The sequence below is a fragment of the Rhodocytophaga rosea genome (genome assembly GCF_010119975.1).
Taxonomy (GTDB): Bacteria; Bacteroidota; Bacteroidia; order Cytophagales; family 172606-1; genus Rhodocytophaga; species Rhodocytophaga rosea.
The window spans coordinates 2,451,543-2,465,892 of sequence record NZ_CP048222.1 but is presented as its reverse complement, the minus strand read 5'-3'; the positions used below and the strand labels follow the sequence as shown (position 1 = coordinate 2,465,892).

General features: G+C 42.5%; 11 protein-coding genes. 4 read left to right on the top strand and 7 right to left on the bottom strand.

The annotated features are described in order from the left end of the window. Positions 1-19 precede the first annotated feature (19 nt). The 4 genes from GXP67_RS10305 (at position 20) to GXP67_RS10290 (ending at position 5,787) form a co-directional block, all read left to right on the top strand. Positions 20-1,498 (top strand): FHA domain-containing protein, encoded by a 1,479-nt coding sequence (locus GXP67_RS10305; RefSeq protein ID WP_162443052.1) that lies wholly within the window; start codon positions 20-22, stop codon positions 1,496-1,498. A 21-nt stretch (positions 1,499-1,519) separates the two neighbouring features. Beyond that, positions 1,520-2,758 carry a hypothetical protein gene (locus GXP67_RS10300; RefSeq protein WP_162443051.1) on the top strand — a complete coding sequence of 413 codons (1,239 nt, stop codon included), beginning with the start codon at positions 1,520-1,522 and terminating at the stop codon, positions 2,756-2,758. A gap of 64 nt (positions 2,759-2,822) precedes the next feature. Further along, positions 2,823-4,289, top strand: coding sequence for a Stp1/IreP family PP2C-type Ser/Thr phosphatase (locus GXP67_RS10295; RefSeq protein WP_162443050.1), 1,467 nt, complete (start codon positions 2,823-2,825; stop codon positions 4,287-4,289). Beyond that, a complete protein-coding gene (locus GXP67_RS10290) occupies positions 4,273-5,787 on the top strand; it encodes a serine/threonine protein kinase (protein WP_162443049.1) in 1,515 nt (504 codons plus the stop codon). The genes GXP67_RS10295 and GXP67_RS10290 overlap by 17 nt, the downstream gene beginning before the upstream one ends. 8 nt (positions 5,788-5,795) lie before the next feature. On the opposite strand, the gene GXP67_RS10285 is transcribed toward GXP67_RS10290, so the two are convergent. The 7 genes from GXP67_RS10285 to fdhA form a co-directional block, all read right to left on the bottom strand. Further along, positions 5,796-6,413 (bottom strand): DUF1684 domain-containing protein, encoded by a 618-nt coding sequence (locus GXP67_RS10285; RefSeq protein ID WP_162443048.1) that lies wholly within the window; start codon positions 6,411-6,413, stop codon positions 5,796-5,798. A 61-nt stretch (positions 6,414-6,474) separates the two neighbouring features. After that, positions 6,475-7,254 (bottom strand): ThuA domain-containing protein, encoded by a 780-nt coding sequence (locus tag GXP67_RS10280; protein WP_162443047.1) that lies wholly within the window; start codon positions 7,252-7,254, stop codon positions 6,475-6,477. Between the two features lie 156 nt (positions 7,255-7,410). Beyond that, positions 7,411-8,127, bottom strand: a complete 717-nt coding sequence (locus GXP67_RS10275; RefSeq protein WP_232065104.1) for a ThuA domain-containing protein — start codon at positions 8,125-8,127, stop codon at positions 7,411-7,413. A 203-nt stretch (positions 8,128-8,330) separates the two neighbouring features. Further along, a complete protein-coding gene (locus tag GXP67_RS10270) occupies positions 8,331-9,470 on the bottom strand; it encodes a glycoside hydrolase family 18 protein (RefSeq protein ID WP_197901674.1) in 1,140 nt (379 codons plus the stop codon). Between the two features lie 122 nt (positions 9,471-9,592). Beyond that, the gene (locus GXP67_RS10265; RefSeq protein WP_162443046.1) at positions 9,593-11,851 is read right to left on the bottom strand and encodes an FdhF/YdeP family oxidoreductase; all 2,259 of its coding nucleotides are present in this window, start codon (positions 11,849-11,851) and stop codon (positions 9,593-9,595) included. Next, on the bottom strand, positions 11,832-12,677 hold the full coding sequence (fdhD, locus tag GXP67_RS10260) for a formate dehydrogenase accessory sulfurtransferase FdhD (protein ID WP_162443045.1): 846 nt from the start codon (positions 12,675-12,677) through the stop codon (positions 11,832-11,834). The genes GXP67_RS10265 and fdhD overlap by 20 nt, the downstream gene beginning before the upstream one ends. Before the next feature lie 99 nt (positions 12,678-12,776). Further along, complete coding sequence (fdhA, locus tag GXP67_RS10255) at positions 12,777-13,967, bottom strand: formaldehyde dehydrogenase, glutathione-independent (protein WP_162443044.1); 1,191 nt, start codon at positions 13,965-13,967, stop codon at positions 12,777-12,779. Positions 13,968-14,350: the final 383 nt, after the last annotated feature.

Here is a 14,350-nt window from a genome sequence, read left to right as displayed (position 1 = left end):
TACTGGCAACGCATTTTTTATGAGAATCAAATTCATTTGCCTGCTGATCAGCAGCTTGTTCTTCGCTTTGCAGGTTCAAAGCCAGAATTTTATCATTCAAAGTACAGATGTGTCTGCCTATCCGCTGATTCGTTCCAGAATTCAGCTTTCTCCTGCAACTGAGGCAAAAGCAGGTGAATTTAAAGTACTGGAAGACCGTAAAGAATTAGAATTTACCCTGAAAGAAGCTACCGATTCTGCTAATACTGCTAAAGAAAAAACATTATTTATTCTCATTGAAGCTTCCGGATTTACTTACGGAAAAGCGCTGGAGAACTTCAAAAAGGCAGTAAATGAATCTCTTTCCGGAGTGAATGCTGGGGATAAGGTCAATGTAGCGTATTTCGGAAAAGCCAGTAAAACTGGCCGTGCGCTGAATATCCTGAGTGCAGAATTTACGTCAGATGTGGCTACCCTGAAACGTGAAATTACCAGCCAGGTTTCTGCCAGCCGGGATACTACCTATGTGGCTGATGTGTACAAAGCTATTTACGAAGCACTGGATTTTATCGTAGCCAAACAAAACCTGCCTGAAAACAAAAGATTAATTGTATTGTCAGCTGCCATCAACAATAGCCGTTCGCCCATTAAGGCCGAGGATTGTATAGAAAAATCCCTGCGATCCCGGATTCCCATTTACACTATCACTTACAAAACCGGCAATAGGTATGCGCCTGATAACTTTGTTAGGCTCAGCGACCGTACCAATGGCGAAACCACTCTTGCCAAAACACAAAGCGAAATCAGTGCCGCCTCTAAAAAATTTATAAGCCGGACCACTGCCTCCAAAAAAAATACCGGGGCATACATTCTTGAATTTACTACTGCCAATAAAGCTAATGGTCGGTTGTATCAGTATGAAGTGCGGTATCAGAATCAACGGCAGCCGGCTACTTATACCACGCCTGTTCAAGAAAGCTCCGGATATGGTTTGTATATATTTATTATCGTCGCCCTGGTTGGAGGGGGAATGGCCTGGTTTCTTTACCAGACGAAGCAGAAAAAACTGGCATTTGAGTCTGGCAAGCAAGCCGAACAAGATGCCTTACTCAGGCAGGCTTCAGCTACAGGAAACCGTATACAGCCGGAAGTAAACCGACAGCCAGAAAGAAGCCAACCTGTGCAGGTTCCAGCCAAAGACCTCAAACGGACTATTTTAGCCGGTGGAAGTACGTCTCCTGTTTTAATGGTCAGCGCTGGCACCTTCTCTCAAACCTTTACCCTAAGCCAGCCACAAATTACCATCGGCCGTAGCAATGGTAATGATATTGTGATTCCGGAAGCCACAGTTTCCGGAAAACATGCGGTTATTTCCAATGAAAATGGTAACTTCTATCTTACTGACTTAGGAAGCACCAACAGCACGCTGGTAAATAACGCCCGCATCCAAGGCAAACATCTTCTTAAATCGGGAGACATCATCCGGATGGGAGCCGCTCAGTTGAAGTTTCAGATATAGTTTTAGTAGACTGATTAGTATATGAAATTGACAAAGAAGTTATTGATTGGTATTCCAATTATGCTATTGTTGCTGCTTTCAGCAATGATTACTGATTATTACAACAATCATAAGATGCTTGATCAGCAATATTATTTTGATATATACCTGAGTGGTTTTATCACAAATTATCTGGGCATACAAAAGGAAGAAAGAAATGCTTTGTTTGTAGGAGAATGCGAACATACTGTTTCCAGAGAGGGCTTAAAACCTAATCTTACAAAATGGCGATTACATTATAGTTTTGATTCGGAAGATAATAATTATATGTTGGTAAGCAATAAACCTAATCCACCATATGTTCCAGAACTTTTTACTATTTATAATCCTAAACACATAGGTTATGGCCAGAATTTTAAAATCGAAATGAGTAATTACACTTCACATCCGCACACATTCTGGTTTGAAGAAAAGATAGAAGGCAGCTGGAAGAAAACGAATGATGTCACAATCATAGAGGAAGACAAGGTAAATTATATTTATGATTATACAGTTTTTGAGGGCCGGGATGATACAACTGGATTTGATACGATGGAAGTTGACTACTGGCTTGTGAATAACCCAGGTTTACAGAAGGCTACATTCAATGGTTCAAACATAGATTATCTTATATTTGGTAAAAAATTGAAAATAGGAAAATATAGGTTAGTTGCTAGAATAGAGAAACATGGTGAGTTTTATTCTGAGTTTGAGATTGTTAAAATCCGGCCATTAGAATGGAAAATAAAGAAAGAAGACTTTTTCAACCCGGATTCCTTGATACTAACACTTAAAAACACAAGTGGGGAGCGTTTCTATCATGTATCTTGGGAGAGAGAACATCCAGTAGTTTTTACAAAGTTTAGAGTATTCACAAACGGGAATTCAGAAGAGAGTGACTTAGATATAAGTTATGATTGTGGAACAGGACTTTCTAACCTACCTATTTATAGTGATGAAGAGATAACATTTGATTATGGAAGTCCTTTTACTATGTTTATGGACCCGCCAGCCGTTGATAGCCCTGGATTTATGGATGAGTTTAGACAATATTATGGAGATTCTCTCCAGATTCAATTTTATATTCCTACTTATAGCGTAAGTTATTTTTCCAGGTATGAAGACCAGATAGTAGTATCTCCTCCAATCACTTTACATACTGATGAATTGCTCAGTAAATGGATTGAGCACAGAAAGAAGCATGGCAAAACTAATCCTAAGTTTTCGCAACTAATCAAATAAATCGCTGTTTATATCAGTTTTAGTTACAAACTGATTATTTTTATTGTTTAGAAACGGCGGATTCATGTCAACAGCAAGCAATCAGAAAAATTTTCAATTCGGGAATCATACAGATGTAGGCAAAGTCCGGGAAGCCAATGAAGATTACCTGGGCTATTTTGAAAACGCAAATGGGCATCTGTTTGTCGTGTGCGACGGAATGGGTGGACATGCCGGAGGTGCCACAGCCTCACAACTGGCGGTAGATAGCATACGCCGCTTTTTTGAACATGGATTTTACGACAACCTTCCGGAAGCCATGAGGCAATCTATTTTGTTTGCCAATCAACAGATATATGCCCATGCCAATCAGAATACGCATCTTCGGGGAATGGGTACGACGTGTGTAGTAGTTATTATCCGGAATGATGAAGTGTATTATGCGCATGTAGGTGACAGCCGTTTATATCTGCAGTCTGCCAAAGGGTTGAAGCGCCTTACCAAAGACCATTCAGTCGTGCAGGAAATGGTAGACCAAGGTATGCTCAAAGAGGAAGAAGCGGAAAATCATCCAAGGAAAAATCAGCTCACCCGTGCGTTGGGCACCCTGCCGGAAGTAGAGGTTGAAGTAAGCCAACAGCCATTTCATCCGGCTATGGGTGATACCTTACTGATTTGCACCGATGGGCTTAATGGCATGATTAACGATACTACAATTCAACAGATATTGTCTGAAAGGATTCCGATACAAAACAAAGCGATGAAGCTCGTACAACTGGCCAATGATGCCGGCGGCTACGATAATATTACCGTTCAATTGATTCAATTTGACACAGCCGCTGCAAGCGGAATCACAGAAGATATGGCCACCACAAGCAAGGCAAAACATAAGAAAACCAAAGTTCAGGCAGCACCTATTCACCAGAAAGTAGACCCGGCATTGATTGTACTGGGCGTACTGGTGGGTATCGTATTTATTTTGTTCATCATCGGTTACGACCAGATGTCGGATGTAACTCCAGCCACTTCAGAACTTTCACAGGAGCAACCTGGTGCTACTACCGCTGATGAAGAAACAAGTGAGGATATAGAAACTGAGGCGGTAGCAACCGAAGAACCAAGCCCTGCCAAACCTATTAGTACCACTACAGAAAAGCCTTCGGTTGTTAAAAAAGTCAATAAAGAAGAAAAAACGGCTACAACAGCGAATACAACTACGAAAACAGCTGCTGGTCAGGAAACGTATATCACCCATACGGTGCGGGCTGGCGAAACTTTTAGTTCGGTTGCCAGAAGATATAATGTAACCAACCAGTCGCTGCAAAGCTGGAATCCTTCCATCAAAGACCAGGGCAAAGATTTGAAGTCGGATGTAACGCAACTCCGGGTGAAAGTACGGGCACGGCATACGGTAGGTGCAGGAGATGTACTGAATGTGGTGGCTAAAAAATATGGGGTAAGCAAGGAATTAATTATGGCGGCCAATGCCAAAACAGCCGACCGTGCTTCCAGGGGAGAAGTGCTTGTCATTCCTTTTGCAGAGAAAAAATAGCATGATCGGACAACAGATACTTAATTATAAGATTGAATCTTTGTTGGGTGAAGGGGGTATGGGCAGTGTGTATCTGGCTGTACATATGCAACTGAGCCGTAAAGTGGCCATCAAAGCACTTAATCCTTCTCTGGTCAAAAATCCGGGCATCCGGGTACGTTTCAAAAACGAAGCTTCCACCCTTTCTTCGCTGCATCATCCCAATATTGTGATCCTGTTTGATTACCTGGAAGAGGAAAATGGCCTCTATCTGATCATGGAGTATGTAGAAGGGAAAACCCTGGATGACTATATACAAACGGTTTCTGGTCCTATTCCTGAAAGTAAAGCAATTCCGCTTTTTATGCAAATTCTGGATGCGTTTGCTTATGCCCACGAGCAAGGTGTAATTCACCGGGATGTAAAACCGGCGAATATCATGATCACCGGCCGGGAGAGAATGAAAATCCTGGATTATGGAATTGCCAAACTGCTTAGCCAGCGGACACATACGCTTACGCAGGCTGGTACAAAAATGGGTACCGTCTTATACATGAGCCCGGAACAGGTAAAAGGCGAACCTGTAGATAAACGCAGCGACATTTATTCACTGGGGGTTACCTTGTTTCAGATGCTGACCGGCAGAAGTCCATACGATGACCCGAACGCGACGGAATTTGCGGTGTATAATAAAATTGTAAACGAACCACTGCCCAGAGCCAGCCAGTACTATCCGAATGTGTCTGCCAGGATGCAGGCGGTCATTGATAAAGCAACGGCCAAAAAACCAGAGGAACGTTTTCAGGATTGCCAGGAATTTAAGGAAGCTTTCATGGGAACCATGTCTTTGCCGGTAGGGTCTACCATTACTTTTCAGAATAAAACCAGTAAACCTTCACAGGAAAATCCCTCGGTAACGAAAGTAACAAGTACGCAGAAAAAATCTGCAAACAAAGGCTGGGTGCTCGCGCTTATGCTGGCTGTATTGCTGGTAGCAGGATGGCTGTTTTTGAGGAAAAAAGAAGATACTCCGGTTCAGACCAATACTCCCGTAAATACAGAAACAACGTTGTCACAGGGTTCATCCGAAAAAAAGAAAGAAAAGAAAACAGATCCCCCTCCGGTTGAAACTCCGGACGAAGTTCAGGAAGAGGAACCAACTCAGGATACCCGGCTCACTTCAACAGATGCTGCCAGATACATCAACCTGGTGTGCGAAATAGCCGAAGAAGATACCAACGAAATAACGGAGGAATCTTCTGAAGTTAGGGATAGGAAACTTACCGTACGGGCAACCCTGACCAATACCTCAGAAATGGATTTTGACAATGTGAGCATCCGGATCACCTACTTTAATGCCAACGACAATGAAATCGGCAACTATATTTATGAACATGGCCGCCTGGAATCCGGCCAGGAGGAACGGTTTTTAATTGACCGGAAAATACTAGCCTCCCGGGTCGAATGTGCCATTGCCTCCGCCCAATCTGTTGAAAGTGTTCAGGAAGAGATTCAGTAGTATTCCTTTCATTCATGATAACTTTTCTCCCCGGCATGGATTTGTACCTGTAGTTGATTTTCGGCAGGAGGGATGGGGCAGGAGTACGTTGGGCTATAGGCACAATATGGATTATATGCTTGATTGAAGTCAAGAATTACTTTTTCAGTAGCCGGAATCCGGAAATCGATATAGCGGCCTCCGCCATAACTATCAAAGCCATTGGTTTCATCCGTGAAGGGAATAAACAGATAATCTTTGTATTCTGGCTTTTTTACTAATTCCAGGTTCTGAAATACGGTGAGCATAAAAGGCTTTCCATGCAGCGTAAAATGCAGTTCTCCATATTTTACATACTCCGGCAAACGGGCAGTAGTAGTTTTCATTTTAAAAGGAGCCTGGGTAGAATCTCTTACAAAAACAGCTTCTACCCGGTAGGTACTATCTACGGGAAAATAATGTAAACCTTTGAATTTTCTGCGTTCTTTTTGAGGAAGGGGAGATTTTTCACCCGTTTTAAATTCTGTATTTTTCTTTTTCCGGTCCGCTTCTACTTGCTGCTGATACGCAAGCGTATTGTCTTGTGCATAGGAAAAAGTGCCTATACAGATGATAAAAATGAATATAGCGGCAAGTATTCTTTTCATAAACAAATGGGCAAATTTTAAGAACCTTTTATCTCAATTTTCAGGTGACCATTACATACTATCAATCTTTTTGTGCTAACCATAGCAGCGCATTCATAATAAATTGATTCTGAGGCTTACTGGAAAATGTAGAAGAGAGTGTTTTATTGGTTTTATTCTCATAATTAATATCATTGTGGCCCATATTCATATAGATCATCTTGTAATGGATATTCGTCCAGGCCACCGGGTAATAGCCGCTATGCCAGATTTCATGAGGTTTAGGGCCAGTACCCAGCGGAAAGCTTTTCTCATCAATAGAAAGCAGGATTTTGATACTGTCATTTTTTCCTATATCATTTTTCCAGCTATACCATTCATTTGGAGCAGAAGTAAAGGTGGAGTGTAACTGTTTGGTTGCCGGATGGGCGGAATCTTCTACTTTTAAGACAGCAGATGTTGGCCGCCAGGTATTCGACTTATATTCACCTGCGCCAATGAACTGGTTATGATACCAGTCCCAGTTTTGATCATAGGCAGAAGGTGTTAAGGCAAATCCGGCAAAATGAAAACCCATCCATGCACCTCCGTTTTTCATGTATTGCTCAAAAGCCTTTCTTTGTTCAGGAGCCTCAGGCCTGGTATCCAAAAAAACAACCACCTGGTAGGCAGAAAGTTCTTTTATATTCAATTTGTTCCAGTCCGTAGTGGAATGATAGGTAAATCCATGCTTGGCAGCCATCTGGGTAAACCATTGGTTGGCCTCTTTTACAAAACTGATATGCGCCTGATCATTCTTTGCTGTATACAAGGCAAGTACTTTAAACTTAGCTGTAGAAACCTGTGCTAAAAGTGGACTCATACAGCAGAAACAGATGAAACAAAGAAAAAAAACTCGTAACAAAGAGTGGCTAAACCGTATAGGCTGGTACATGGATTAAGGGTTAAAACTATGGATTGGCTTGTCTTACAAAAGTATATTTACTGGCAATTATAAGTAGCTAGGGTAAGAAATCAATCACTGCCTGCCAGCTGCCCAGAGTATTGCATTTTGGACCAGTTGCTTATAGGCTTCATTTTCAAATAAATCCGGAGAATGCCCCATAAATATATAGATATTTCTGGCCTTCATTTCCGGATTTATCCAAACCACCGGATGATCTCCCATTTTGATCTTTGAATCTGGCTGATAACTCGCTTCATCTACTCTGGCAAGCACCTGCACCTTAGGCCTGGGGCTTTTATCATAAATATACCATTCCTCTGTTTTCACTGTAAAAGTGGAGGGAACTCCTTTCATTACCGGATGTTCTACCTGTTCCACGATTACCTCTCCAGAAACAAAGCTGGGAATATAATTAACATAGCGGATACCTCCCATAAATGCTGAAAACCACTGCCACATCGGATAGCCATCAAACTCTCCCATTAAAGTAGCATGATGAAAACCGATCCATCCGCCTTTGCCTGATGTGATATATTTCTCAAAAGCAGCCGATGCCACAGGTTTCCACCCATAGGGTACATAATCTAGCTGTATGAAAAGCTGGTACTGGCTAAGAAAAGTCTCGCTTATTTTATCAGTGTTTTCGATATAGTCAACGGAAAAATGGTGCTGAGTTGCAAGCTGTGTGAGCCATATTTTAGCCGCTTGTGAATACCGGATGTGATGCCCGCCATTCTCAGCCAGTGCCAGCACCTTAAAGGGAGTGGAAGCCTGATCGGTTTGTGCCATGCATATATTCAAGTTTCCCAGACATCCCATACAAATACAAAACAGGATCAATACAACGAGTTTTTGAGCACCTATGTACTTTCTGAAAAATACTGTAATTAATTTTTTCCTAGGGTTAAACATGAAATATTGGCTAAGTGTACTGATTCCTGTCTGTTTAGAAAGGTACAAGTGCACAAGTTATGTATGATTTGAGCAGGTTACTATTTTTGAAGGGCTTGGTGAATTTCGTTGAGCAGATATCCTTTTGGGTCAGAAGTATATTCCCAGAACATGACTCCTGCTATTTTCTTATCCTTGACATACTTACATTTTTCCCTCACAGAGATTTCATCCTCGTAACTGATCACTTCTTTGGTAGTAGCATTCACCAGATAAGGAACTTTAGCGGCATCATCCCGGTATGACTTAAAGCCATTTTTATTCACCAGACTGTCTTTGATCAGCGTATATCCGTCCAGGTAGCTTTGTGATATCCTTTTCTGTCCAATTCCTTGTTGAATTTCTGCCTGTAATTTAAAAGAACGGCCGTAAAATGGAATACCCAATACCAGCTTACTAGCTGGAACACCAGCCTTCATAAAAGCTTGCACTGCATGATCTGAATATCTTGTTGATTTGTACAGACGACTAGCATATAACCCGGCATGATGTACAGCAGTATCTCCGGAAAAAAGGTCATAGGTCATCAAATTTACATAATCCAGGTATTGGCTGGCTTTATTCATTTCTGTGTGATCTAAAAACTGTGCAAAACCAGCCACGGCTGTGGTGAGCAACTTTTTCTTGCCTTCTTGTTTTTCCAGTAAATCCAGTTCTTCCCGCAAAGATTTAAACATGAGTGTAAAATTCTGCTTGTCTTCGGGCCGGTAAACATTACCTTCCTCACCGGGCATGCCAGGATATTCCCAGTCAATATCTACGCCATCCAGTTTATATTTTCTGATGATATCCACTGAACTTTGAGCAAACTTTTTTCTGGAAGCATCCGTCAGTACTGCATCTGAAAAATTTTCACTCCACGACCATCCGCCGATGGAAATCAATATTTGTAATTGGGGATTTATCTTTTTTAGTGCATTGAGCTTTCTGAAATTTACCGTATCTGTTTTTTCATTAGTCAGAAATGCCTGATGATTTTTAACATCTACAAAGGCATAGTTTATATGGGTTAATTTACGGGCATCAATCTTATCTGTTTCTACCAGGCCTTTATACCCTCCTACATAGCCAATCACCACCGGTTTTGTCTTTTGCTGTGGCGGTTGCATAATAAAAGAAAACAATGAAATAGAGAAAAGCAGGAAAAATAAGACTGTAATTAGTAGTTTGAAGGGTTGCATAATATAATAGGTAATTTCACAAAGATATTCGTTCGAAAAATAAGCATTTCTCTGGTGAGATCAGCCATCGGTGAATACTATATATTAATATACTTAAGCCAGTTGTTTTACACTATATTCCCTTATCTGATGCTCCTTTCCAAGGTAACAACAATATATTTTGAAACAGGCGTATGGCTTTTATGGGCTACTGCATCAATAGAGACTAGAGCATTGGTTTCCGGAAAATAGGCAGCTGTACATCCTCTGGGAATATCATAAGGAATTAATTTAAAGTTGGTTACCCTTCTTGCGGTTCCTTGTGCATCCAGGCTCTGTATATCTACCAGGTCATGTGCTTGTAAGCCTGCCTGTGCCATATCTTCCTGGTGAATAAATACTACTTTACGTTCTCCTTTGATACCCCTGTAACGGTCGTCCAGGCCATAAATAGTCGTATTATACTGGTCATGAGAGCGGATGGTCATTAGCCGGAATTGTCCTGGAGCCAGTTCCATTTCTGGGAGGGGGGCCGAAATAAAATTTGCTTTTCCGGTTTGCGTGTGCCATTCCCGCTCACGGGCAGAATTTCGCAGATGAAAGCCTCCAGGGTGTTTAATTTTTTCATTAAAGTTCTTAAATGAAGGGAATACTTCCTCAATTTTACTACGTATGCGGTCATAATCACTCACAAGTCCGTTCCAGTCTGTTGTGGTGTGAGGCAAGGAAGCAATGGCCATACAGGCTACAATGGCAGGTTCAGAAAGCAAGTGTGGCGAAGCAGGCTGGTTTTTTCCTTCAGAAGCATGCACCATCGACATCGAATCTTCTACCGTGATTTTCTGGGGAACGCCGTTTTGCAGATCAACTTCTGTTCTGCCCAGGCAAGGTAAGATTAAGGCTTGCTCACCGGTTACCAGATGACTCCGGTTTAATTTCGTGCTGATCTGTACTGTTAATTTGCATTTGCGCAGGGCATTTTCGGTAAATGCTGTATCAGGAGTGGCAGCGGCGAAGTTGCCGCCCATCCCGACAAATATCTTTACTTTTCCCAGGTGCATGGCTTTGATCGCTTCTACCGTATGATAACCAGGTTCTTGTGGAGGTTTGAAACCAAATACACGTTCCAGATCGGCTAAAAAGTCCTTTTTGGGATTTTCTACAATACCCATGGTTCGGTCGCCCTGCACATTGCTGTGGCCTCTTACCGGACATACGCCGGCACCTGGCTTTCCAATATTTCCCTTTAAAAGCAATAAATTAACAATCTGCTGAATGGTAATTACTGCATGTGTATGCTGGGTAAGCCCCATCGCCCAGCAGATAATGGTTTTATTAGACTTCAAATAGATAGTTGCTGCAGCCGTGATCTCTTCCTGGCTTAATCCGGATTGTGTCGTAATTTCCTGCCAGCTGGTTTGTTCAATATCTTGTTTCAGCTGCTCAAAACCAGTAGTATGCGTTTTGATAAAAGGCCAGTCCAGCTGTCCAGTTTGTTGCGCTTCTGCATCTAGTACCACTTTTATTAAGCCTTTGAGCAGGGCAAAATCACCGCCGATCAGGGGTTGCAGGTACAAGGAAGAAATCTCACTTCCTTTGTTGAGCAGGGTGGGAATTACTTTCTGCGGGTGAGTGAAGCGTTGCAGTCCGATTTCCTTCAGCGGATTGAATGAAACAATCTCACACCCTCTCTGGCGGGCTTTTTCCAGTTCAATCAGCATGCGGGGGTGGTTGGTACCCGGGTTCTGCCCAAAAATAAAAATAGCTTCCGCTTCCTGAAAATCTTCCAGTAATACAGTGCCTTTGCCTATTCCTATGGATTCTCCCAAAGCTACACCAGAGGATTCATGGCACATATTGGAACAATCCGGAAAATTATTGGTGCCTACCTCCCGCCCAAACAACTGGTAGAGAAAAGCCGCCTCATTGCTGGTACGTCCTGAGGTATAAAAAACAGCTTCATCCGGATGAGACAAGTGCTGAATGGTCTGGCCAATGGTATAAAATGCTTTTTCCCAGGAAATGGGGTCATATTTGTCAGTAGCTGAATTATACTGCATCGGCTGGGTCAGGCGGCCTTGTTGTTCCAGCCAGTATCCATCTTTCTGCAATAATTCACTGACGGTATACTGATTAAAAAATTCTGCGGTAACTCTTTTGGTCGTAGTTTCTGCTGCCACTGCTTTTACGCCATTTTCACAGAACTCAGCGACAGAGGGATGTTTTGAATCAGGCCAGGCACATCCCGGACAATCGAATCCTCCCGGTTTATTCATCCGAAGCAGGGCTTTTACACCCGGATATACAGCCTTTTCATGCAGGATATGCCGTAAACTGGATGTTAATGCAGCAAATCCTGCCGCAGAATAAGTAGGCAGAGATTTAGAAGTAGCTGGTTTCATGAGGCTGGTTATTGAAAGTTTGCAGCATATTGGCCTGTTGCAAGATATTACCTTCATTCGCATACACAGTGGCCCTGTTTTCCCGGCAAAAACCAACCAGTGTAATGCCTTTCTTCTGGCAGAACTCTACAGCCAGCGAGGAAGGGGCAGATACGGCGAGTAGAAATGGTATACCGGCTTGGGCACATTTTGCTACAATTTCATAGGATACTCTTCCGCTTACAAACAGAATGTCGGCCTGGCTCAGTAGATTGTCAAGAAATAACTCGCCTATTACTTTATCTACGGCATTATGGCGGCCAATGTCTTCCTGCACAGATAGTAATTTTCCCTCAATACTGAATAGGGCTGCTGCATGAGAACCACCAGTATGCTCAAAAACCGACTGCCTGGCATGCATTTGCTGCAATAGTTCCGGAATTAAGCAGATATCCAGTTTTTTGGAAGTGGTAATTATTTGTTGAGGACTTACCAGGTCACACAGTTCTGTTTTGCCACATACACCGCAGGAAGCACTGGAAGCAATGGAACGGTTAAATAGGTTTTTTCCTCTTACTACTTCCTCTCTTATAGTTACCTCTACAACCAGCGTATGATCGCCATGTGGCGCAGGAATTTGCGATACAGAAAGTATATCCTCCCGAGAATGAATAATGCCTTCGGTAAAAAGCAGGCCAAGGGCAAGTTTGTCATCCTGGCCGGGGGTTCGCATGGTAATGGTATAAGCCCGGCAATTAATTTTTATCTGTAATGCTTCTTCCCTGGCCAGAGATTCCAGTGTTTCCTGCGGCTTGCCTGCTGTATATTTAATTGCTGCTATTGCCATATTTCCCGGCTCGTTTAATAATAGAATCCGTTTGTACAAAAACTATTAAAAAGCAAAAGCCAGATAGCATATCTATCTGGCTTTTGGTTCAGTGTGAAATTAAGCAGGCACCATTCCGTGAGGGTCAAGTACATACTTTTTCGCTGCTCCTTTGTCAAAATCCTTATATCCGTTAGGGGCGTTTTCCAGGCTGATTACCTGCACATTTACGGCTTTGGCAATCTGTATTTTATCGTACAAAATGGCCTGCATTAGCTGGCGGTGGTATTTCATAACGGGGCACTGGCCAGTATAGAATGCATGAGATTTAGCCCATCCCAGACCGATCCGGATATTGAGCATCCCGATTTTAGCATTATCATCCTTAGCACCTGGGTCGCCGGTTACATACAGGCCGGGAATACCAATGGCGCCCCCAGCTCTGGTCACTTCCATGACCGAATTGAGCACAGTAGCCGGTTGTTCATGCTGACAATTATGTCCATGTCCACGTGCCTCAAAACCTACACAATCTACAGCTGCATCTACTTCCGGTACACCTATTATTGCTTCTATTTGCTCTGCCAGAGACACATCTTTCCGTAAGTCAATGGTTTCGCAGCCAAAACTTCTGGCCTGCTCCAGCCTTTCGGGAATCATGTCTCCTACAATGACGCAAGCTGCTCCTAGTAACTGGCTGGAAGCTGCACAGGCCAATCCGACCGGACCTGCTCCGGCCACATATACAATCGAACCCGGACCCACTCCTGCGGTAACTGCGCCATGATATCCGGTTGGAAATATATCAGATAGCAGTGTAAGATCTTTTATTTTTGCCAGAGCCTGGTCTTTATCAGGAAACTTCAACAGGTTAAAATCAGCATACGGAACCATTACATATTGCGCCTGTCCTCCTACCCATCCTCCCATATCCACATAGCCGTAAGCAGCTCCTGGCCGGGCTGGGTTCACATTCAGGCAAATACCGGTTCGTCCTTCTTTACAGTTGCGGCACCTTCCGCAGGCAATATTAAAAGGTACTGAAACCAGGTCACCTACTTTAATAAATTCTACATCTCTGCCGGCCTCAATTACCTCGCCTGTAATTTCATGTCCTAATACCAGGCCTTCCGGTGCCGTCGTTCTGCCCCGTACCATGTGCTGGTCGCTGCCACAAATGTTGGTAGAAACCACTTTTAAGATAACCCCATGGTGGCATTTACGGTCGCCAAGGGCTAACTTAGGATAATCAATGTTTTGTACTTCCACCACCCCGGGTTTGATATACGCTACTCCTTTGTTGCTAGACATAATTTTTCAGGTTAAAGGGTTAATTGTGGGATTATGAGTGAAAATACAGTTTAGATAAATAAATATTAAAAAGCAATAATTTTATATTTAATATCATTTTAATAAGAAAATCACTTACGTATACAGCATAAATTGCCAGTAAAATCCATGAATTAAGTCTGAAGCTATATAGGAACTTCCTGTTGCTGCTCAGTCTGTATAAAGGGACATATTCCCCATTTTGACCATATTCAATAGTTCTTTTGATTAAATTGAAATAGTAAACTAAAATTGGCTAGGTTTAAGATATGGATGTATGAAAAATAGTTAAATTCTTCAACCGGAAAATCTGGATGATATAGAAGATAGGGCAAAAAATCGTTTTGATGCAAACCGTAGATTGT